The organism is Lysinibacillus sp. NPDC093712, from assembly GCF_050280025.1.
GTDB lineage: Bacteria > Bacillota > Bacilli > Bacillales_A > Planococcaceae > Lysinibacillus.
The window spans coordinates 1,075,576-1,099,176 of the sequence record NZ_JBNNUU010000001.1; the positions used below are offsets into that span (position 1 = coordinate 1,075,576).

18 protein-coding genes and 1 pseudogene are annotated in these 23,601 nt (G+C 36.6%); 1 reads left to right on the forward strand and 18 read right to left on the reverse strand.

The window, feature by feature from the left end:
• Window positions 1–451: 451 nt before the first annotated feature.
• The 16 genes and pseudogenes from ACQKNX_RS05645 to ACQKNX_RS05720 all read right to left on the reverse strand — a co-directional run bounded on the left by ACQKNX_RS05645 (window position 452) and on the right by ACQKNX_RS05720 (window position 21,636).
• Window positions 452–661 (reverse strand): hypothetical protein, encoded by a 210-nt coding sequence (locus ACQKNX_RS05645; protein WP_401016701.1) that lies wholly within the window; start codon window positions 659–661, stop codon window positions 452–454.
• Window positions 662–899: 238 nt separating this feature from the next.
• A complete protein-coding gene (locus ACQKNX_RS05650) occupies window positions 900–1,397 on the reverse strand; it encodes a DinB family protein (protein ID WP_427427975.1) in 498 nt (165 codons plus the stop codon).
• A gap of 139 nt (window positions 1,398–1,536) precedes the next feature.
• Window positions 1,537–1,838: pseudogene (locus tag ACQKNX_RS05655) on the reverse strand (glycosyl transferase family 2); the annotation flags it as partial.
• A 154-nt stretch (window positions 1,839–1,992) separates the two neighbouring features.
• Window positions 1,993–3,135 carry an MFS transporter gene (locus ACQKNX_RS05660; protein ID WP_427427976.1) on the reverse strand — a complete coding sequence of 381 codons (1,143 nt, stop codon included), beginning with the start codon at window positions 3,133–3,135 and terminating at the stop codon, window positions 1,993–1,995.
• A 267-nt stretch (window positions 3,136–3,402) separates the two neighbouring features.
• A complete protein-coding gene (locus ACQKNX_RS05665) occupies window positions 3,403–5,382 on the reverse strand; it encodes a Na+/H+ antiporter (RefSeq protein WP_427427977.1) in 1,980 nt (659 codons plus the stop codon).
• A 1,914-nt stretch (window positions 5,383–7,296) separates the two neighbouring features.
• Window positions 7,297–8,577, reverse strand: a complete 1,281-nt coding sequence (locus ACQKNX_RS05670; protein ID WP_427427978.1) for an MFS transporter — start codon at window positions 8,575–8,577, stop codon at window positions 7,297–7,299.
• A 70-nt stretch (window positions 8,578–8,647) separates the two neighbouring features.
• Window positions 8,648–10,126: an aldehyde dehydrogenase family protein gene (locus ACQKNX_RS05675; RefSeq protein WP_427427979.1), complete on the reverse strand. Its 1,479-nt coding sequence runs from the start codon at window positions 10,124–10,126 to the stop codon at window positions 8,648–8,650.
• 85 nt (window positions 10,127–10,211) lie between these two features.
• Window positions 10,212–11,348 (reverse strand): acyl-CoA dehydrogenase family protein, encoded by a 1,137-nt coding sequence (locus ACQKNX_RS05680; RefSeq protein ID WP_427427980.1) that lies wholly within the window; start codon window positions 11,346–11,348, stop codon window positions 10,212–10,214.
• Between the two features lie 18 nt (window positions 11,349–11,366).
• On the reverse strand, window positions 11,367–12,563 hold the full coding sequence (locus ACQKNX_RS05685; RefSeq protein ID WP_427427981.1) for an acyl-CoA dehydrogenase family protein: 1,197 nt from the start codon (window positions 12,561–12,563) through the stop codon (window positions 11,367–11,369).
• Window positions 12,564–12,599: 36 nt separating this feature from the next.
• A complete protein-coding gene (locus tag ACQKNX_RS05690) occupies window positions 12,600–13,016 on the reverse strand; it encodes a Zn-ribbon domain-containing OB-fold protein (RefSeq protein ID WP_427427982.1) in 417 nt (138 codons plus the stop codon).
• A gap of 11 nt (window positions 13,017–13,027) precedes the next feature.
• Window positions 13,028–14,191 (reverse strand): thiolase C-terminal domain-containing protein, encoded by a 1,164-nt coding sequence (locus tag ACQKNX_RS05695; protein WP_427427983.1) that lies wholly within the window; start codon window positions 14,189–14,191, stop codon window positions 13,028–13,030.
• Window positions 14,192–14,217: 26 nt separating this feature from the next.
• Complete coding sequence (locus ACQKNX_RS05700; RefSeq protein WP_427427984.1) at window positions 14,218–14,634, reverse strand: MaoC/PaaZ C-terminal domain-containing protein; 417 nt, start codon at window positions 14,632–14,634, stop codon at window positions 14,218–14,220.
• A 69-nt stretch (window positions 14,635–14,703) separates the two neighbouring features.
• Window positions 14,704–15,159 carry a MaoC family dehydratase N-terminal domain-containing protein gene (locus ACQKNX_RS05705; RefSeq protein WP_401016724.1) on the reverse strand — a complete coding sequence of 152 codons (456 nt, stop codon included), beginning with the start codon at window positions 15,157–15,159 and terminating at the stop codon, window positions 14,704–14,706.
• 4 nt (window positions 15,160–15,163) lie between these two features.
• Window positions 15,164–17,332, reverse strand: a complete 2,169-nt coding sequence (locus ACQKNX_RS05710; RefSeq protein WP_427427985.1) for an acetate--CoA ligase family protein — start codon at window positions 17,330–17,332, stop codon at window positions 15,164–15,166.
• A gap of 411 nt (window positions 17,333–17,743) precedes the next feature.
• Entirely contained in the window at window positions 17,744–19,786 is a 2,043-nt protein-coding gene (locus ACQKNX_RS05715; RefSeq protein ID WP_427427986.1) for a helix-turn-helix domain-containing protein, read from the reverse strand.
• A 665-nt stretch (window positions 19,787–20,451) separates the two neighbouring features.
• Window positions 20,452–21,636 (reverse strand): YhgE/Pip domain-containing protein, encoded by a 1,185-nt coding sequence (locus ACQKNX_RS05720; RefSeq protein ID WP_427427987.1) that lies wholly within the window; start codon window positions 21,634–21,636, stop codon window positions 20,452–20,454.
• Between the two features lie 167 nt (window positions 21,637–21,803).
• Here ACQKNX_RS05720 and ACQKNX_RS05725 point away from each other — a divergent pair, with 167 nt between their 5' ends.
• The gene (locus tag ACQKNX_RS05725; protein ID WP_427427988.1) at window positions 21,804–22,418 is read left to right on the forward strand and encodes a TetR/AcrR family transcriptional regulator; all 615 of its coding nucleotides are present in this window, start codon (window positions 21,804–21,806) and stop codon (window positions 22,416–22,418) included.
• A gap of 62 nt (window positions 22,419–22,480) precedes the next feature.
• On the opposite strand, the gene ACQKNX_RS05730 is transcribed toward ACQKNX_RS05725, so the two are convergent.
• Both ACQKNX_RS05730 and ACQKNX_RS05735 read right to left on the reverse strand, forming a co-directional pair.
• Window positions 22,481–22,864, reverse strand: a complete 384-nt coding sequence (locus ACQKNX_RS05730) for a RidA family protein (RefSeq protein WP_427427989.1) — start codon at window positions 22,862–22,864, stop codon at window positions 22,481–22,483.
• A gap of 33 nt (window positions 22,865–22,897) precedes the next feature.
• Entirely contained in the window at window positions 22,898–23,554 is a 657-nt protein-coding gene (locus ACQKNX_RS05735) for a carboxymuconolactone decarboxylase family protein (RefSeq protein ID WP_427427990.1), read from the reverse strand.
• Between the last annotated feature and the right edge of the window lie 47 nt (window positions 23,555–23,601).

Below are 23,601 nucleotides of genomic sequence, written 5' to 3' on the forward strand. Positions count from 1 at the left end.
AACAAGCAGAAACGAACAAAAAATATGCTTCTGGTCGTTATGCAAACGAAAATAATTCAAAATAAGTTTAAGCTCCTAAAACCGGCAGTTAAGTGAAAAGGACTGTTAGCATGCGCTAACAGTCCTTTTTTAACAACATGTTTTTGATTGATTGACAAGATGAATACTACATACGTCTGTTTCTGGTAAATCCAATTTTACATGTTTTGATGCTTTCTCATTGCCTGATAAGTTAACAACCCGGATAGTTAATTTTTATTATTGAACTAACGCAACTCATTAGTTTAATAAGGAATGCCTTCTTGACGAATATTATCAACTATCAAAATTTACTCAGTAATAAATATCCAAAAAATCACCTCATCTATAAAGTAACTATAGGAATAAGGTGATTTAAATCAAACTAATAAAAATAACACCAATTATTTTAAAATAAACATTGGCACTACGTTTAGCGTGATTCTTTTATAGGCTGGCATACTTCACATTTTGTTTGGTTTTTATTTTTAAATTTCGCAAATGTTTTTTCAAAGTTATTACCACATGCACATTTGAATAGTAACTTTTGAGAAAATCCGAGATACTCCGTCGTTAGCAACTTACTTTCCGAATTATTTTCAACAAATTTTTTAATTTCACCAATCGTCCAACGTTTATTCATTCTCATACACCTCTATACTTTATCGTTCTGCGGAGGCTTCTTTTGGCATCCGTTTAAATAAAAAAGTCTTAATTATCTTAAGCTCCTCATTATAACATGAGCTGACACACAATAAAACAGATAAAAGGTATCTAATTAAACTAAATTCAACGCCATTAACCCCCTTACTACATCAAGTAAGGGGGTTGTGTTTACTTTTATTTTTGACTACCTTTTATTGAATAGCTATCCTACAAGTTCATTGGGTTTCCTCGTCTGCTGAGGGACCGTAGAAACCTGGCACTGGAATATCGAGTAGGCGTAAGTATACCCCAAGCTGCGCACGATGGTGGACCATGTGGCTTATACCAAAGGTCCGGAACGCAATTGCTTTTGGCTCACGTCGGATGATATGATCACCATAGCGAAGTGTCCATTCTTCGCCAAGCGTTTTTTCGTCGCATTCGGACAGTAACTTTTTAAGCTTGCCGACGTTCATATCAAACTCATCCAGAATGTCAGAGCGTTTTTCTAAAGCCTCTCGTCGCAGCGGCACTGTAACAAGATCAAAGTCCTGGTACTGAAATATTGCAATTTGCCAATTTAATAGGTTAATCAGGTGTGTGGCTAGCCCGCCGAGCGTCATCGATTTTTCGTGTGGCCGCCATGACATATGCTCCTCAGGCAAAAGTTCCAAAATGCGACGCGTAGAAGATAATTCTTGTGTTACGTCGCCAATAATTAATGGTTTAACCATTTATTCCTCTCCTCCTTTATCGTTAGCTATAAAAGTCTGCCTGACATATTTATTTTGATAACTTCAACAAAAAAAGCGTTAATCCTTCTTCGATTAACGTCACAATTTATTTATATAGTTTTTTACAATCTGTTTCCTTTTATCTGTCTTGATTTTCATAATATTCTTTATCTCCATATTTTTGGCTGTTCCTTTAAGATAGGCTAAAATCATTTTCGGACGTTTAAGCAAACCCAGTTGCCATGATTATCAAACTTTCTGCTGGAAGTTAGCATCCCATTTTGAATTGTCCCGTATTTTTCCCCACTCTTTTAATCGTTTGCTAAAATCCGAATCTTCGGTCATAAGCATGTCTTCATTAAATCCTTTTATCGATTCATAATCCTTCTTGTAGCACCAAAATATCCATACAGAAATTGCACCATATTTTACGAGTAGTGGCCCAATATATTAGCTTTCTCATTAAAATAAATTCAAATGTAAAAGGAAAAATGCCTGCTCGAACTAAAGTGCACTATTAGTTTGTTCCACAGAAAAATAAAACTAACCTCCATTTTTTAGGGGACTAGTTTTATTTTAACCTACTCTAAATATCCTAGTTTCTTTGCATTTTAAAGGTTATTATAGAGATGACTATTGCGATGCAAGCAATTGTACCACCGATTATTGCATTTAATTCAACATAATATGAGTCTATAATAGTTCCACCTATTGTGGAGCCTATAGCCATCCCAATATGAGCACCAGAATTATTTAAGCTTTGATGGATATCTGATGTAGTCGATGCAGAAGAAACGATATAGCTTTGAATTGCAGGTTGAAGTGACCAACTTAGCAAACTCCATAATAATATTGCCCCAATGAATAGAACAACGGAAAATTTCAGTAGTGGTATCGCAATAATAGTTATTGTAAATAAGGACAATACTGAAATGATAGTACGTTTTGCACTAATACGATCTGTAAAATAACCACCTAATAAACTTCCAAAGATCGAGAATAGTCCAATGATTAAATACATAAGGCTAAGAGATTTCTCTGACAGATGCAGCGTTGACTGTAGAAATGGTGTTAAATAAGCATATAGAGTCATGTGACCTGTAAAAAACACGATAGAGATCGAATGAATAAGTAAAATTTTTCTATCCTTTATAGCTTTTACTTGTGCTTTCAATGGCAATTTCTTATTTGGCTCAATTTTTCCCAATGCAAGAAATACTAATAACATAAGCAACAATGTCAAAATGGCAATAAATAAAAATGGTGCTCTCCAACCTAATTCGCTTCCCAACCATAGACTAAACGGAACTCCAAAAACGAGAGATGCACTAACCCCCATTAGTACAAGGCCAATTGCTCTTGCCGTATGCGAATCATCGCTTATTTGAGAAGCGATTGTGATACACAACGAAACAAGTAGCGACGCACACATAGCAGATAAAATTCTTGCTGCCATAAGAAAAACATACAAATCACTCAACACAATGATCATATTCGTCACAAAGAAAATGAACAAGACAATTAGAAATAACTTTTTGCGTTCCATCTTTGAGGTTAAGGATAATAAAATGGGACCTGATATTGCAAAACTTAACGAAAACATTGAGATTAACAATCCTACTTGGCCATATGAAATATTCAAATCTTCAGCTATAAGTGGAAGCAATCCTCCAATAACTAATTCAACTAGACCTACTATAAAAGTAATTATCGCAAGTAGGTAAATTCTTTTATCCATCTTTTCACTCCTAAATAAAATAAAAAATGCAGCGCTCCTAAGATGCTAGGAGGCGCTGCATTTAAACATTTTCTTTGTTAATTCGCTAACATGACGTCCATAGTCATGTCGCCTTATTCAATTATTTAATATAAATAATATAATCTATTGTTTCACTTTACAAGCAAAAATTTTCACTTCAAAAGTTTTTGATCTTGATAATGACTGTTGTTGTAACTTGAATATAACTGTTTATTCCGAAGAAGAATGAACCTAGGCATTTACGCTCTACTCTTCTTCTTCGAGTAAAATAACACTTTCTAAATTAATGACGAATCTTCTTAGTTCTTTTGCCACTTCATTATTTATATTACCAGCTTGATACCATTCATTTATAAGGCTTCGTTGTGTTTCAATGGCTATTAGAGCTAAGTATTCTTTTAGTTCCTCCTGTTTGGAAGAATCCATTTTATAACTAGCATATTGTGGGTGACGATAGTACATCGCCACTTTTTGCGCAATATCTAAAGAATGTTCATTCGTTTCTTGGACATGCCTTACAATAGATGATGATACATAATCCGTTAAATCTTTTTTTACAGTATTTATTTGTTCTACAATATCGATAGGTAATTTGCTTAACTTGCGTTCATGTGAAAAATTACGCAAACGACGTTTTAATAAAGTAAATGACCGGTTCTTCAACATATCTTTTCTTTCTTTCAGAATATAGTTGACTTCATGTTGGATTGTTTGATTAAATCCGTGCGCAGTCATATATTGGTGTGTATAAAATATTTCTAATTCCATCCCAACTTTCCTAGCTTCCAGTATTTTTTGCTTATAAGTTTGAAGTACTGCTTCTGACTGTTCTAGCTCAATATTTAATAGCATGGCGTTATATTGATTTATTAAACTTAAAGCTACTGGAGCATTTTCCTCATCCGTTTCACGTTGAATACTATGAATTGCATGTTCAATCATCTTTCGTTTTTCATTCATTAAATTGGATTGTTGTGGTGCTTCCTGTTTGTTTAAAAAAGGTAAAAATAAAGTAGCCATTACCAAGGTAAATAAAATGACACCTGCTGCTAAGAAGAGGAGTAATTGTCGCTCAGGAAATAGATCCCCTTGATTGGTTAGTAACGGTATCGATAAAATCCCTACCATTGTAATTGTTCCTCGAACCCCTACAAGTGTTGTCACGATATGATCTTTAAATGTTAAAGTATCTTCACTTTTAAATAGTTTTTTATCCAGAAGATCGAAAAACATCGTCCAAATAAAGCGGATACCTAACACTAGAAAACCAATAACCAATACATATAAAATAAGTACACTATTGTTAATTTCTTCACTGACGAGTATAAGTTTTGTCGCAGTAGGTAGCATCAATCCTAGTAAAATAAAAATTATTCCATTTAATGTAAATGTAAGCATTGACCAAAAATGCTGTGTTACTAAATGTTCCTGTGCAATAATACTTACTGCTTTTTCTTTAATAATAGTTGCAATAATTCCTCCTGCAACGACAGCTATAACACCCGATGCGTGAAATACTTCTTCGGATAGGAAAAATAAAATAAAGGGTGCTAATACTTGTAGCAATACGTAAAATGTTACATCTACAATTCCTATGCGTCGTAATTGAAGGCGAATCCAAAACAGAAATAATGCACCGAATATCCCGATAAGTGCGCCTATAATGAACATATAAACAAAGTCAATTGTTGCTGATTTCATTGAAAAATACCCTGTTACAATTGCTGCAACAGCATATTTAAATGCAATTAACCCCGATGCATCGTTAATTAAAGATTCGCCACGAACCAAATTCATAATATGATCTGGAATGTGGACTCGTTTGGCGATACCATTGACCGCGACTGGGTCAGTTGGCGATAGAATAGCCATTAAAGCGAATGCAGCAGCTAATGGTATTGAAGGAATCATCCAGTGCACAAATAGACCCCCAACGATAGTAGTTAATAATACTAAGACAATTGCGTTACCTAAAATAGGTAACCTCATTTTCCATAATTGTTCACGAGGAAAATGTGCCCCATCATAATAAAGTAACGGAGCAATAAACAATAGTAAAAACCATTCTGATTCAATCTCAATGGTGAAATCTTTTGCTATTAAAGCAACGACAATGCCAACTGCTATTTGTATAAGAGCAATTGGAATGAAAGGAATATAATGTGCTAGCACATTTGTAACTAATAATAAAACGAGTAGAAATAATATTGATATTAAAATTTCCATGTACAGTCCCCTTTTTGTAAAGCATTCTGTATTCTAATTTTTCAAATCCAAGAAAATTAGAATGGATTAATTTCCCCTTGACTTATAAACTACCCAAATTTGTTCTTCTCTACTGCAGTAAACGCTTTTTCAACAGTTAGCTTTTGTTAAATGACTGTATTTTACACTCATTTTTCCCAACACAAAGCGTTTATAGGCATCGATAAAGCCGTTTCCTTATAGGGAAGCGGCTTTTCTGCAATAATGCTTAAAAAAGGCTTGGACTTATGTACAATTTTGTTATGCAAATAATTAGCGATTAACCCCTACTCAATAGAATATTTCATTAGACGACAATTTATTAGTTTCATTTGAAATTGCTGAATACAATGGAGATAAAGAAAATGGTAGTTTATTAAAAATGATGTTATTTCTATAAGTAATAAAATAGTGAAATATAATATTAATATAGTTCTTATTAACAATAGAACTAATAACCCCCTTTCTTGGGTGTAATAGGAGTGAAGAAAAAGGATTTCGGTTTGGCTTTCACCTTTAACGGGTATATGCCAGCGAGATTGTGAATAATGGATAAAAAAGGAGTGTACTACAAATTGCTTATGCTAAAGATAACCCAGCTGGTGGTGGGAAAATTCAATTTACTAATCTTTCTGAAGCAACAAAATCTAAATATTATGCAGCTAGAGCGAGAAATTTCGATTTAAACAAAGTAGTTGTTGACAAAACATCTGCTGGAAAAATTGATTATGCCGTTTTCGGTGTAGATGATTCAAATCCATTGGAAAATACAATTTAAACAAATGAGATTACAATAAAAACAATTAGTGCTAATACAAGCGTAAGTAACCCGGACGAAACATTTGAATTTGGAATATACACTTCCCAAAATGAATTAATCAAAGCATGAAATATAATACAGAGGAAAATACTTTTCGTGTATTGATTAATGATTGTCATTAAAAATGATAATGCTAAAGCAATAAGTGTAAACCAAAGAAAGTTCATGCTCGTTTGATTTGAACCAACTACAAACCATAATGGCAGATGCCATAATACACATTTCCAAATATTAATTACATTCGTTCATACAATTAATGCCGCTCCAACACTTCAACATTGATGTTAAGTATGCATTCAATGTATTGTTCGTGTTTCAAACATCTAGTAATGTGTCCAGTCGATGAGTGAAGCGCATTTTCAATCAATTTATACGAACATTAAAATGGAATTATCTAAATAATGTTCGTCATTAAATCTTTTGTTTCCTATTCTTACAGGATTCTCGTCCACTTTTTAATGGATAAGAATTTTTCTTGTGGTACATGTTTGTTTCATCTGACTTTGAAAGAATGTCTTATGCAAAGAACCTTAATTTTTTTTCCGCTTCTGTCACGAATATAGGCTTTACTAACATGTATAAGCCTTCCTACTTAGAAAGGCCATTTAATTTGCTGATTTTAAGTAAGAGATAAATACTGTATTATCTTCTATCCAGCTACCAGAATAAATAAGTACAGAAGCAGTTTTGCCAGAAAATCAGAAATTAGCACATTGATTTGAACACCTAAAAATGCGCCAGGAAGGCTACCACTTACAAAAGCTAAAATTAGTTGCAGAAAAGTGTGCCAGTCACTCAAAAACACCTAAAACATTGTCATATCAACAACGCTCTAGGTGCTCCATTGGAATAGCAAACAGATACCAACCCCATACAGAGTTCATGAATCCAAATAGATTATTTCTATGATAAATCAATGCAGAACCGAATCGTAAGGCAGAAAAACTGCATTGAAAAAACGCTTGGTTTTCCAAGCGTTTTTCACTACTAATCATTATCGGATATAACTTATGTTCAGTTAGTCTAACTTTTTTCCACGTTTTCTGACTATCAACTCTTGGAGAAAATACAAACGATTAAATAACTTCAATACTTTCTTCCATTACAATTTCTTTAGCATTTGAGCGCTGTTTCTTTTTCATATTAGTTGCGATTAAAATACAAAGCATACTAAGTATAAATAAACCTAGAAAAATGATCCATGCCACTTTGTAGCTTTCTGTAAGGTCATAGATAAGACCAGAAACGATAACGCCTAATGAGCTCGTTGCAACGAAGAATACTTGTACGAAGCCAAAAATGGCACCGAAATCTTTTTTGCCAAACAAGTCATCTGTCATAAACGGAGGGCCGATTGTCGCAATGACAATACTAAATCCGTAAGCGATCGCGAAAACGAATGCAAAGCTCTTAGCGTTTGCCATTAGCAATGACACCATCGCTATTGTCATACAAACACCTACAAATAGGATTCCGCCTGTTGTTCTAAATTTATCAAAAATGGCTCCAAGAATTAGCTTCCCAACAGTGTTTGATAAAGATAACAGACCAAAAATGGTTCCAGCAAATAACGCAGGGTGGCCAATATCAATTAAATAAGCTGGTATATGCATTTGTACTCCGCCTGCAACAAGCGCAAAGCATACGACACCGAAAATAAATAGCCAAAACACGCCTGATTTCTTTGCCTCAGCCAGTGTTAAACCAGATTGAGCCATATTCGCTTGCTTCTCTTGGACACGATCTGCACCAAGTGCCATCGTCCCTTTCTCAGCAGGATTTTTCTTAGTAAAAAATAAAATTAATGGCAATGAAATGACGATAATTAATACGCCTGCAATGACATAAGTTGTTCTCCAACCATAATTTGAAATTAATGTTGTTAAAATAGGGCTAAGTGCTGCCGTCCCGACACCCGAACCAGCGAATGCCAATCCCATTGCTAGCCCCTTTTTTTCATAAAACCAATTCGTTAGCATAATGGATATAGGAATATTGGAAAATCCAGCAACACATACTCCTATAAAAAAAGCGATGATGGCAAAATAGATTGCCGACTGCCCAAAGGAATACAACATAAAGCCACAGCCTGCAAAAATAACACATACAGACATGATTAACTTCATATTGCCTTTAGCAAGGAGCTTTCCCATAAAAGGTGAAGCTATCGCAACACCAAGACCTCCAACGGAAAGAACAATTGAAAAAGTGGTTCTTGTCATGCCCAATTCACTTGTTACCGGCACAAGAAATAAACTGTGTAGAGAATTTACAATGGAGAATGCCGAAAACATAATCAAGAAGCTTGTTAAAACAATGTACCATCCATAAAATAGTCCGTTTTTTGCTTGTGGCATACTCTTCCCCGTTTCATGTTTACTTGTCCTAACGATTATATTTTCATACCTGTCTATCCGTTATTACCCTTTAGCCAATTTGAATATAGCATGTTTTTTCACGCGTGAATTCGAGTACAGAGTCTGTACCAAAGCCACTCGCTTTTTGGCCACCGAATGGAAGTTCAGTTCCAACGATGCGATACGTATTTACCCACACGTTTCCAGATTCGATAGAGCGAATCATTCGATGGGCACGATTTAAATCAGATGTCCAAACACCTGCACCTAAGCCGTATTCTGTGTCATTGGCAATGGCAAGTGCCTCTTCTTCTGTATCAAATGGTATCACGACAGCAACTGGCCCAAAAATTTCTTCTTGGCAAACTTGCAAGTTATTACTTTCTACTTTTAGTAAGGTCGGTTCAATCCAATAGCCATCCGCTAAATCATCTTGTCCTGGTAACAAGTTCGCACCACCGAAGCGTCCGCCCACAATGATTTCTCCACCCTCTTGTTGCCCTAACTCAATATATGAGCAAACCTTTTTATATTGCATCTCATTGGCAACTGGTCCCATTGGCGTCTGCATGTCCAATGTGTTGCCCAATTGAATATGTGTTGCCATTTCTTCTTTCATGAGAGCAATCATTTTATCTAAGACCGAACGCTGAATTAAGATACGTGAGCCGCCGACACAAAGCTGTCCTGCATTGCCTGTGAAAATACCATTTACTGTGACACCATTTGCTGCTTTCGCTAAATCAGCATCTTCAAAAACAATATTCGGTGATTTGCCTCCTAATTCTAATACCATTGATTTAGGATGTTGCGCAGTAGATTTGGCGATTGCCTGCGCCGTTTTTCCTGAACCTGTTAAGCTTACTTTGTGAACGTTTGGATGACGGACAAGCGCATCGCCCACTTCAGCACCTGTACCAGAAATAACATTTAATACGCCTGGTGGTAAGATACTTTGAATGATTTCACCATAGCGGAGCGGTGCAGCTGCTGCTAACTCTGATGGTTTAATGATGACTGTGTTACCACCTGCAAGTGCTGCAGCTGCTTTCACCGTAAATGTCCATAATGCTGAATTCCAAGGGATAATGCCTACCACAACCCCGTAAGGTTCACGCATTGTAAATCCTACAGTATTTGGCCCAAGCTGTACGGTTTCGCCCTTGCTCCCAACATTTGTCGCTGCAGCTGCGGCATCATACCACATACTTGATAGGATAGGAATAAGTCCGAACTTTGTTTCACGAATAACCCAACCATTATCTTTCGTTTCTAATTCAGCCAATTCATCGCCATATTGTGCAATCATATCGCCAATACGTCGTAAATAATTTGCTCTTTCACTAGCAGGAAGTGCTGACCAACTAGGAAGCGCAGTACGAGCAGCTGTCACTGTTGCTTCAACATCTTCAACAGTGCTACAAGGAATGGTTGCCCACACCTTACCGGTTGCCGGATCATAGCTATCAATTTTATTACCTGAAGATGATGGAATTGCCTTACCGTTAATGACATTTTGATAGTCTTTCAAATTATTCAATGTTTTCAATGTCTTTCCCACCCTTTCAAATATGAGATTTGCTTAAACATTGCAACATACTGCCTTTGCAATGTTTAAGCCGTAAGATAATCTACTACCAACCTAAGGCAACGGCTGCCTGCTCATAATATTGCTGTGTGCTCCCTAGGTAATTCTCATAGAAACGAGCTCTTTTCACATATAAATGGCAATCAATTTCTTCTGTAAAGCCGATACCACCATGAATTTGAATACTTTGAGATGCGACTTTAATAAATGCCTCAGTAGCAAATAATCTAGCACTTGAAACCGCTTCTACTTTATCATCTGCATTACTTTCAATCGCCCAGTTTGCATAATACGCTAATGAACGAGCTGTTTCTAAATCCATTTTCATATCGACTAATCGGTGTTTAATCGCTTGGAATCTTCCAATGGGTTGATTAAACTGTTCACGAATATTCGCATATTCAACGGCAGTTTCAACGATTTTTTCCATACTTCCAACAATCGATGAGCAAAGGGCTGCATTAAATGATAATAGACCCTCTTGCAAAACGTCCCACCCATGATCAATAGTGCCAAGAATTTGCTGACTTGAAACTTGGACATCATTAAAAGTCACTTCGGCAAGCAAACGGGTTTCATCCATGTTTTTTTGAGGTTGCACTTGTAGCGACACATCATCACAATCAACGATTACTAATGATATTCCTTCCGCACCTTGCCCTTCAGAAGTGCGCACTAGAACGAGTAAGCTATTTGCAAGCTCAACGTCTGGTACTAATGATTTCACACCATTCAGCGTTAGAACGTCATCTTGCAATGTGCCATTTAATTTCACATTTGAAGGCTTGTAGTTTCCGCTAGGCTCTAACCATGCAACAGTAAAAGTATGCTCACCACTAGCTATAGCTGCTAAATATTTAGCTTTTTGTTCTTCAGTACCATATTTCTCCAATAACGGTACCGCTAAAGCATTTGTTTCTAAATATAAGCCTGGAAGCAATGCTCGACCTGTCTCTTCTAAAATGGGTACTAAATCTAACTGACCTAGCCCCATGCCACCATTCTCTTCTGACACATTTACACTTGCACAGCCAAGTTCAGCTAATCCAGCATACAGCGCTTGAAATGAGCTTGTATTGCCTTCTGTAAACTCACGGGCTACTTTTGTTTGTCCGACATCATCTAAATATTTGCGTACATAGTTTCGAAACATTTCTTGTTCTTGATTTAAAGAAAAATCCATATCTTACACCCCCGCTTTTTATCGACCCATATCTTTTGGTAAACCTAAAATTCGTTCAGCAATGGTATTCTTTTGTATTTCGCTTGTTCCTCCGCCAATTGTCTGACCAAAAGAGTACAAATAATTGTCCTGCCAATAGGACCGATCCATTAATGCGTTTTCTTTCCATAGAACACCATGATGGCCTTGCATCGAAATCGCTTGCGCAAACAGTTCTTTTGTTAATTCACTAACAAGTAGTTTATCCATAGAGCTTTCTGCACCAGGATGACCATTTTTCAATTGCTTTGTTAAATTTCGATAATAGTTTAATAGTGACCCACGTGAACGAGTGTATAGATCCACCATTGTTTTACGAATAAATGGATTTTTAATAAGCGGCTCATCTTCATCATTCAATTCCTTAGCTAACGCAACTAGATCATTGAATTGTTGTTCTAGAGTAAATACTTGACCACCAATTCCAGTTCGTTCATGCATTAGAAGTGCTATGATAACCTTCCAGCCCTCATCTACTTGACCGATAATTTCTGCATCATACGCAATGGCATCATTTAAATACACTTCATTAAAATCTTTTTGACCATCCATTGAGACGATTGGTCGTGTTTCCACCCCTGGCTGATGCATATCGAGAAGGAATACTGTAATACCTTTATGTTTTTTCTCTAGTCGGCTCGTTCTAGTTATTAAAAAGCAGCGATCCGCTACATGACCGAAACTCGTCCAAACCTTTTGCCCATTAATAATCCAACGGTCACCATCTTTTACAGCTGTCGTTTGAATAGCCGCTACATCTGATCCTGCATTCGGCTCTGAATAACCTTGGCACCAAACTTCTTCACCTGTAATGATTTTTTCGATATATTTTTCCTTTTGTTCTTCCGTACCAATTTGCATTAATGTCGGTGCAACCATATGCAGACCTACATAATTTATTAACGGTGGTGCTTTGACACGTACCATCTCTTGTTGATAGACAATTTCTTCCATAAGCGTTGCATTGCGTCCACCATATTGTTTCGGCCACGCAATCGCTGCCCAACCGCCTTCATATAGTTTCTTTTGCCAATCTCGTAAAAATAACTCATATTCTTTCGATTCCTTATCTAATGGCCCTTCGCCTTGTAACCAACCATCTGGTAAGTTCGTTTCCAGCCAAGTTCTTAACTCTTGACGAAATTGCTCTTCCTTTTTCGTAAATGAAAAATCCATGTAATCATTCCTTTCTATTCAAAAGATATTAATCTGTTATGCTTGTATCCATTGTGGAAGAGCACGATCTTCCGTAATATCTTGCCAAGTCATTTTTACAGGCATGCCGATTTTCACTTCCTCTGGTGGACATGCAAGCACATTGCCAATGATTTTTACTTCTTTTAAATTGTCTAGTTGTACAACAACAATAATCGTTGGTAAATCATCTTGGAAACCCGGTAGGAATGGGCGATAGGACACAACATACGAATAGATAGTTCCCGTAATATCTGAACCTTGACTTTCCCAGCTAAGTTCGGTGGAACCACATTTTGAACAAGCTGGGCCAGGTGGATGATTATAAGAATTACATGTTTCACATTTTTGTAGGACTAGCTCATGCCGATCAGCTGCATCCCAATATGGTTGATTGTCTTGTGTTTTAAGTGGAATTGGTTTTTGATAACTCATGATTTTCCCTCCTAATTTCTTAAAATCATTGCACCCGCAATATCTGGGCCAGACCAGCCAGTACAAATGCCAATTTCGCAATTTTCGACTTGACGATCTGTACCTTTATACTCGTGACGAATTTGACGAACAATTTCAAGGACATTGTTCATGCCATGCGTATAACCTTCCGATAGCATGCCCCCTGCTGTATTTGTAGGAAGCTTGCCACCCATTTTCAGATTGCCACTTGCAACGAAATCACCGACTTCGCCACGTGCAGCAAAGCCATATGCTTCTAATTGCCGCAATACTACCCAACTAAAGCAATCGTAAATCGAAGCAACTTGAATATCTTGTGGTGTAACCCCTGCTTTTTTATAAAGGGAAGGTGCTACGAAATCTGATGCGACTTCATCTAAATTCGTCCAGTAATGCGCATGTGATACGGTACGTCGCGCTTCTATGCCCATAATATAAACAGGTTTTGACTTGCAATCTTTTGCTTTCTCAGCAGATGTGACAATAATGGCATTTGCCTCGTCCGACTCCAAGCAAAAATCATGTTTATTGAATGGATAGCTTAAAGGTGGTGTTTTTAAGTACTCTTCCATTGATAATGGCTTACCATAGAAGAATGCTTTCGGATTTCGTTGTGCATGCTCATAAAAGCTCACACAGACGTGCCCTAAATGTTCGTGTGTAAGTCCTGTTTGTTGCATATGACGCGTAGCAAATAAGCCGAACCATTGACCTGGTCCACCTGCCCCATAAGGAATGAAAAAACTTCCGCCATCCATTGCCCCTTGAAGCATATTTACATCCCAGCCACCACCGCCCATGCGAACGCCAGAGCGGCCATTCATTGCACGATAAATTAGCACGGTATTGACTTGACCTGTTTCGATTAATCCGATGGCATCCGCAATTAACATTTCTGTACTGCTTCCGCCTCCCATAATGTCTTTGACATATTTCGGTCGCGCGCCTAAATAGGTTGCTAACTGATGGGATGTACATGAATCATTTTCAGAGTAGCTCATAAAGCCATCGATTTCTCTCGCTTCTAAACCTGCATCTTTTAACGCAGCACGAGCAGCGTCTAATGCTAAATGTAAAGGTGTTGTACCTGAATTTTTGGAACGTTCACTTTCTCCTACGCCTACAATGGCATAGCGATCTTTAATAGTAGCCATATTGCCAACCTCCTTGTTTCCATTTGTTAAATCATTTGTAATGTCGCTTCTCCAAATCCAACTACTTTTCCTGGAGCTTTTTCCGCATATAGTTCTAAATCAACCAATTGTTTAGCTTCGTTTTCATAAATTTTTTTGACAATGGCAGAACATGTAATTTCATCACCAGGTTTTGTCATCGCACCAAAGCGCATTTTAAAATTAGTCGGTGCAGCTGAAGTCCCTGCTAGGTCCATCATGTACTGACCAAGAAAGCCCATTACAAGCATGCCATGTGCAATAACACCCGGCATCCCAATACTTTGCGCAAATGCATCATCTGTATGTAACGGGTTGAAATCCCCTGATGCACCGGCATATTTCACAAGCTGCACCTTTGTCACAGCAGGCTTCACAAGTGGGTCGAGCTTTTGTCCTTCTTGTAAATTGTTCAATTGAAGCATGTTTTTTCCCCCTTTAGTGATGGATTAAAAGTTGAACGAAGACATCTGTATCTTCGTTCAACAGTTTATTTACGCTTTGCTACTCGCTACAGCACGATAAATGATATTTGTACGGCTAATTACAACTAGCTCACCTTCTTCATCCTTCATTTCTGTATCCATTACTAAAAACTGCATTGGCCCATTTTTTCCTTCTTTTTCATATACGTCAGTCACTTTCATTTGACAGTGCAAACGATCACCTGGGCGAATTGGACGATGATAAATGAACTCTTGCTCGCCATGCAGCATACGACTAAAATCCAAAGGCAAATTAATTCCTTGCCCACTGTCAGCTCCTATCGCGACTGGAAAGCTTGGTGGTGCAATGATGCTGCCATAAATAGTTGATTTTGCATATTCTTCATCCACGTATAATGGATTAGGATCACCAATTGCTTCGGCAAATTGACGAATGTGCCTTTTTTCTACTTCAAAAACATATTGTGGTCCTGTTAAACCAATTAAGCTTTGATCTAGCTCCATACCTTTACCCCCTGACTGCTGATTTCTCTAACACATCTTTCTGCACGACGATCATTGCATCTGCTGCTTTTACGCCGTCTTCATAGACGATTAAAGGATTGATATCTAATTCTTCTATAATCTCTTCATTTTCAGTGACAAGCATCGATACCTTCAGTAACACATCAATGATGGCTTCAATATCGCCATGGGCTTTTCCACGAGCACCTGTCAGAAGTGCTTTGCCTTTTACTTCTTCAATCATTTCAACAGCATCGGTTCTTGTTAGTGGCGCCACTCTAAATGAAATATCTTTAAATACTTCAACGAAAATACCACCTAAGCCAAACATGACGACTGGTCCGAAATTCGGATCTTTTGTTGCGCCGATAATGACCTCTGTACCTTCAGGAAGCATTTCTTGAACAGAAATACCATTGATGTTAGCATCTGCTTTATAGTTTCTTGCATTGTGATAAATTTGGGTAAACGCTTTCATTACATCGTTCGCTGATTGAACATTTAGTCGAATTGCATCTGCCTCGGTTTTATGTGGAATATCCGCTGAATCGACTTTTAACACGACTGGGTAACCAATCCTATTTGCAAACTGAACAGCTTCATCAGCCGTCGTAGCGACAGTTCGTTTTGTTGTTGGAATCCCGTAAAGATCTAAAATGTCAGTTGCTTGGGCTTCACTTAATGTCGAGCCGGTTACATGTGACATGTCTATATTTTTCTTAGCGGAATCATCTTCTTGGACCGTTGCTTGTTGATGTTTCCTATAACTTTCGCTATACTCTACTAGCTTTGCTAAGCCTTTGATTGGATTTAAATTACCTGGAATGACAGGAATGCCATTTTTCTCAAGTTCAGCTTTTCCTTTAGGCACAGACATGCCTTCTAATGGGAATGTCGTAATAAAGACGAATTTATCTGAGTTTTTACATATATCAATAAACTCCTGTAAGTATGGATTATCTGCTTCCCAGTACAACGGAAATTCAGTTAGAATAATATTATGAACTTCCGGATCAGCTACAAGTGCTCGAAGTGGTGCTATATATAATTCTGGATTCGTTACTGAAGCGGCAGCTGTTAAGTCAATTGGGTTGATTGCACTTGCGTAAGATGGAACATGCTTTTTAATTTCTGCCTTTGTCTTTTCACTTAGCGCAATAATATTCAACCCTAGCCCTTCGCAACGATCTGCTTCGTTAATACCTCGTCCACCCGAACTTGTAATTAATACTGTATTTTTCCCTTGTGGTAGTCTATTAGATAAAAATAATTTAGAAAACGTAATAATATCTTCATAATCATCGACTCTAACGATACCGCTCTGCCTGAAAAATGCATCATAAACTAAATCTGATCCAGCAAGCGAGCCTGTATGTGAAGCCGCTGCTCTGCTGCCGGCTGAACTTTTGCCTGTTTTCATCAATGCAATTGGCTTGTTACGATTAAGTGCTTCCTTTGCTAAACGTCGAAGCTTCTTAGTATCTTTAGCCCCTTCTAAATAGCCTGTAATGACTTTTGTTTTTGGATCATGAATCATGTATTCTACTACATCTGAAAATTCTGTTTCCATTTCATTTCCAACACTTGCAAAATAATTAAAGCTTAAACCATTTTGCGCTGCAGCCATATACGTTAATACACCAAATGCGCCACTTTGCGAAACGTAGCCTACAGCTTTTTCTTCATGTAATGGTACTGCCAAAATGGCTGGTGAAAAAGTGCCAATCATTCCATTCGTTGTATTAACTAACCCAACGCAGTTTGGTCCTATAATTCGAATGCCATTTTCCTTTGCAATGTTAGCTAACTCCTGTTGTAACAGTACACCCTCTTCCCCAGTTTCAGAGAATCCAGATGCGAAAATAATTGCTGCTTTTATATTCTTCTTCGCACATGCCTTTAAATTGTCCAGAATTTGTTCTGCACCTACACAAAATATTGCTAAATCTACTTCCCCTGCGACAGCTGTGATGGAAGGATAGCAAGTTAGGCCCTCTATTTCACTAGCTTTCGGATTAATGGGATAAATGTCTCCAGCAAAACCTCCATCTATAAGCGCTTTCAATTGAATGTATCCAATTTTATACGGATTTGTGGAAGCACCAAGTACTGCAACAGACTTTGGATTAAACAATGGTTCTAGCGATTCATAAGCTTTCAATTCTTTATTCATTATTTCACCTCGGTTTCGAATAATAGAAAAACAATTGATTATGTTGTCTATTGTAACGAACCTGTTTTAAATATTCTGAAAATAAATACATGTAAAATGATTTAATTATTAGGGAGTAAAAAAAAGAAAAACATGTGGAAAACATACGTATAGCAAGGGTTTAAATATTTGTATTTTATTTCGTGTACATACTACTCACGACATCTACGCACGATAACCTCGACTTATGGGAAGGATAAAAGCTAAAAAACGAAATATACGCTATTGAAATGATTAGCAATGTACAAGATAAAAGCCGTAGAAATGGTGAAAGGAGCAAAAAATGAAAATAGCAGATAGGTGGCGACAAATAAAAAAACTGCCCTTTTATATCGTATTTGCTCGATATATGAAGGCAGTTTAGATATTCTTTTAAATAAACTTTTGCAACCAGCGACTTATATTATTTTGGATTTTGACCGAGGGGATTTTAACCCCTCTTTCTATATTACTAATATAAGAAGGTGAAATTTCAAGTTCTTCTGAAACTTGTAACAGAGACAAATGAAATTGCTTACGTATTGCTCTTAATTGATTACCAATTACGGCTCCTTTCGCTTTATGTTGGGCACTGTCTTGGAAATCTAGTGCATAATGAGTTGTACTTTTTGTTTTTTCAATAGACCGGTATTGTTCTTTTATAATTTCAGGTGGTTCAACAAGAATGGTCGAATCTAACCATAACCGAACCCAGCCTTTATTATTAGCAATCGTTTCATCCCATTTATGATAATGCCAAGCAGACAGTACACCATCTTCCAGCAATTGATCCAATGCTTTTTCTAAGCGGTCTCTCGTACGGGAGGGTGTGCGTTCATTTACATTTTCCCCAATAGCCTCTAGTAAAGTTCGAATTTTATTTGGCTGCAAGAAATCCCCCTTTCTTGCTTGTGTTCGCCATCGCCAACTAAAATATCTCGCCAATCGTTTTTCCCATTTTTGACTGTAGGGATTGTAATGAAGCGTTTGAATAGGTAGAAGGGCAATTTGCCGTCCTGATCCATACAAATACTTTGTAAAAACTTTATCAACTGTAAATGTAAATGTTTTTTGTTTATCTAATTGTGCGATATCATATTCATTTCGATTATGATCGATAAAAAGGAATGTCCGTCCTTTAAGCTGCGTTTGAACAGCTTTTCCTTTTTCATAGACCGTTGCTTTATTTAATTCGAGCCACAAGCTCTGAATTTTTGTAAGCGATTGCAAAACTTTGTCCTTTTGTTGTTGCTCATACCCACCTCTTCTCCCTTCACCGCCTAACTTTGGTTTCAAACCGCGAATCATCAATAAATCAGTAAAGTGTATTTCAATGATATCTTCTGTATACCGTGCTTTTGATAAAAAAATACTACATAATGCATCAAACATATCTACGTCTAAATCTGTTAAATTTTGCGCTTGATTATGTGCTTTCTCCATCAACAATTGTGTAGCGAAGGAGTGCTCAGTAGTGTGATATGGACGTATTTGAATAATTCCTTCTAAATTACCTTTATATAAAGGTGTTGTGGGCCATGGTGTAGTTTCTATGTTTTGAAAACTGTTTTTATAAAGTGCTTCCCTCACATATTGATAAGGGGCATTATTCATGACATGTAGATGATGTTCTACGCCTAATGAAAATGCGATAGTTTTACTAAGAGGCAGGGCATCTTGATTCTGAGCTGCAGTTATTTGCAGCATAGTTTCAATTTCTTCTACTGTTAAAACCGCTAGCTTCATGGATTCAACAATATTATGAAACCATTCTGTCATATAGTTGTTCACTATGTTTGTATATTTTGAAATAAACGTATCATTTGATGACAGGTTTTTCGTCATTTGTTGATAAAATACTTCATTTAATTCCTGATTGCTCATCTGATCCATCATTTCATAGCCAATTAAACTTTCTAGCTCCTCAAGTACCCATTCTGTTAAATAGACTTGAAACCAAGAGCAAAACTCTTCCCATGCAGTATCTTCACCAAGAAAAGTGTTAGCTTTGATAATATGCTCCATACGAAGGACATATTTTTCAAATTGAAGTGCATTACGATGTGTTGATTTTCGCTTCTGTGATTCGTTTAGCTGGTCCTCGTATTTTTGCAGTAAAAACGAAACGATGTTTTTTGCTATTTCAGTAATTACGCGATTTCTAGAAGAAATTCGTAAATTCATGAATAATTGTTCACTCTCTTTATAGGTACGATCCCAAATAACAAAAGAATTGGAGATTACATTTTTAGTTAATGTAATAGCTTTGGTCGTGTTATCATTACTGGCAATTTTCTGTTGTTCATAAATACAAAGTACATAATAGTTATCAATTTTATTGAATAAATTTCTATTCATTTTCGTTCTATTAATTTCATTTCGAAGCATTTCCAATTGGTTAAAGGCAACATTCTCGTAATCATTTTTATTTATCATGAATACCTCCTTGAAAAAAATACGAACAGTAAGACTTTTAACTTGTACTATATGTTTATAATTGTAATTTTATCACCAGTTAACAGAATATTCTATATTTATCTTTTTGATAGTGTTTATTTATATGGAATTTACTTTATAAAAAGAAGACTTCTCCTGCAGTTGTTTTCCGTTACGGGTTAGGGCTTTCCGCGGGCACAGACGTAAGCCACAACCCTCGCTATACGCGCGGTTTGTTGCGTCTTACGTTTTGTGCTTTCCCGCAGGAGTCGCCAGCCCTTCACTCCAATCAACTTAATAGGCAATGAAAAATTCTTCTATTAATAAAGTTTTTTGATCATGGGATAAGAAGCTTAGCCAAAATAGATATAGAAGACTTCTCCTGCAGTTGATTTCCGTTACGGGCTGGTGCTTTCCGCGGGCACAGACGTAAGCCACAACCCTCGCTATACGCGCGGTTTGTTGCGTCTTACGTTTTGTGCTTTCCCGCAGGAGTCACCAGCCTTATACTTCAATCAACAGAACACATATAAAAGAAATTCTAATTTATAGTTATTAAATGGATAAAAAAATGACAAACGGCATCAAGAAGTTATGCTTGATGCCGTTTGTCTACACTCTGAAACCTCATTTGAACTTTTAAAGGTTTTAAATGTAATTATTATTCAATCTTGTACTTCTTGTTCCAAACGCACTGCTTTAATTTTTAAAACGGATGCAAAAATGGCAATCAAACTAACTGCTCCAATCCACACAAGGGCCGATACGGAGTTGTTCCAAGAAAACCCTTTGTCAAAGAAAAAGAGTTCTCGTAAACCTTCAACCATAAACCGCATTGGTAACCATGGATAAATCCAATCGTGGTAAAAAGAAGACATCATTTCAGGAGCTAACGCAAGCAGTGGTCCACCAAAGAATAGCATTAAGGCAAAAATAGCTATTCCTTGAATGCCAAGCCATGAAATAACAGCTGTAATTAATAAGAAGAAACTAAAGGATGTTATAGTTAAAAATAAAGCAGTGTCCATATATGCAGGAATTTCGATTCCTACCATACCATCTACTATCCATGGAAGTCCGAAACCTACAACGAGAGCTACTATCGCTCCAATTATTATCTGACCAACCATTACAGTAAGCTTCTCTTTACGTGTATTAATTGCTAATTTATTGATTGCAATAAAGACGATGGCTGCGCTAACCATAATACCCATCCATAATGGTTGAAACAAAGAAACAGGCGCATTGCCGTTTGCACTATGTTCTCCTGTTACATTGACATTTGTGATGGTTTTTGAAATTGGTGCGACCAAATTTGAAGCCTGCTCTACCGTTAATGTTCCCCCTTGCGCTGCAAATCCTGCAATGAGTTGTGTACGGACATTATTATTGATATTATCTACTACCCCGTTAAGAACTTGCCCTGCTATAGTTGAAGCAGCCATGTTCATCCCCTGATTAATATATATTTGAACTTCGGGTAAAGTAGGCTTAGCAGTTTGTAAAGACACTTGTTTGGCACTAAAATCTTTCGGAAATACTAGCGCCGCATAGTATTTTTGCTCATCTAATCCCTTTTGGACTTCTTCATTACTTTTTACAATAATCCACTTTACTGCAGGTTCTTCATCTTTTGTTGTCCCAGCGGTAGTTTGGATCATTTCAACAATACTTTCACCTAAATTTACTTTTTGTTGATTAGGTATTTCAACTCCCTGATCCTCATTGACAATAGCTATCGGTAAATTTTTTGGTTTTGCTTGCACTGACGGAAATAAAGTGAGTGAAAAAATAAAAATTACTACTATAGCTAGAATGGGCGCAAACCAAACGAATTTATTTTTGAACATTTCATTTCCTCTTCTCTTTTTGAGTTATAATAATGAACAACCTGTTGTTTATTACAATTTGAATTATAAGTTTGAGATCGTATGCATTCAATAATCAAAAATGGTCTTAATGTCGTTTATAGAACACATTACAGCAATATGTCGGATAAAATTTTGGAGGAGTTAACTTGAAAGAAAACTATAGTGATTTACGTGTAGTTCGAACAATAGAGTCAATTAAAGAGTCGTTTATTGAATTAATCGAAGAAAAAGGCTTTGAGGCGATTACGGTTAAGGACATTACATTAAAAGCCAAAATCAATAGAGGTACATTTTATGCACATTATCAAGATAAATATGATTTAATGAATCGTTACCAAGAAGAATTTATGCTCGAAATATCAAATATCGCAAAGCAAAATATATCAAAAATGGTGGCTAGTTTAAGTACGAATAATCCAAGTGTACAACCACTTGAAATTGCAGTATTAATTTTTGAAATTTTAGAGCGCAATAGAAAATTTTTGAAGGCAATTTTAGGCCCTAATGGAGACTTATCTTTTCAAACAAAATTAAAAAATTTTATGTGGAAAACGTTATTTGAAAGCACTGATAATCCGTTAAAACCGGGCAAATTACTTGTGCCAGGTGAATACTTAGTTTCCTATATTGCCTCAGCACATATCGGCGTTATTCAACAATGGTTACTGCAAGATCGAAAAGAAACACCACAAGAAATGGCTCAAATTTTATCCACCATTACGCTAAATGGTCCTTTTTTTGCAGCAGGCTTGAAGAAATAAAACGAAGAGAGACATTCCCTAAAATTGATAGGGAATGTCTCTTAGTTTTAAAATATTTCCATTTAGTTTTTAAATGTTGCAATGACTTCGATTTCTACAAGTACATCTTTTGGAAGTCGACTTACCTCTACAGTGGATCTCGCAGGACGATGATCTCCCAGATGTCTGCTATATTCCTCGTTTACAAGTGCAAATTGTTGCATATCCTTTAAAAAAATTGTCGTTTTAACAATATTCTTTATAGAAAGGTGCTGAGATTCCAAAATAGCTGCTATATTGTTCATAACTTGATTGGTTTGCGTAATAATCTCGCTTTCTACTACTTCATTTGTTGTTGAATCAACAGGAATTTGTCCTGATAAAAATAATAACTCTCCTACAATTACTCCTTGAGAATAGGGTCCAATCGCTTTCGGTGCCTTGTCCGTATAAATAATTTGTGTCATTTGCTAATCCATCCTTATTCTAAATGTTTATTGTTACAAGTCATACGCATTAAGTGCATTAACACTATGGGCAAGCGCTGATCCTGCTTTTAACGCTGTAGCAACAAAAATCGCTTCGGCTAATTCTTCTCGGGAAACTTCTAACTTCTTTGCATTTTTGACGTGAATTTCAATACAATATGCACAACCAGTTATATGGGCAATCGCAACAGCGATTAACTCTTTGTCTTTCTTACTTAAAAGTCCTGGTTTTAATGCTTCTAAATCAAATTTATTAAATGCACGAAAAGCTTCAGGGTTTAATTGATTCAGTTCTTTAAAGCGAGCAAGATTTGATTTTTGATATAAATCTTCATTATTCTCTCCATCATATGCCTGTAATGCATTTAAGCTATGCGCTATAGCAGAGCCAGCTTTTAATGCAGTGGCCACCATTATAGCTTCTGCCATTTCTTCTTTAGAGATGTGTAATCTTTTCGCATTCGTAACATGAGCATCGATGCAATAAGGACAACCAGTGACATGCGCAGCTGCAATCGCAATTAACTCCTTCGTTTTTTTAGGAATTATGCCATCGGAAAGCGCTAATTTATCGAATTCAGCAAATGCATTAAATGTCTCAGGTGTTAGTTTTGCAAGCTCAGGTAATCTACGAATAAATGATTTTTGGTATAGATTATTATTCTCCATTAGAAATGCCTCCATTTATCTTTTAATTTATAATTATATTCATAATT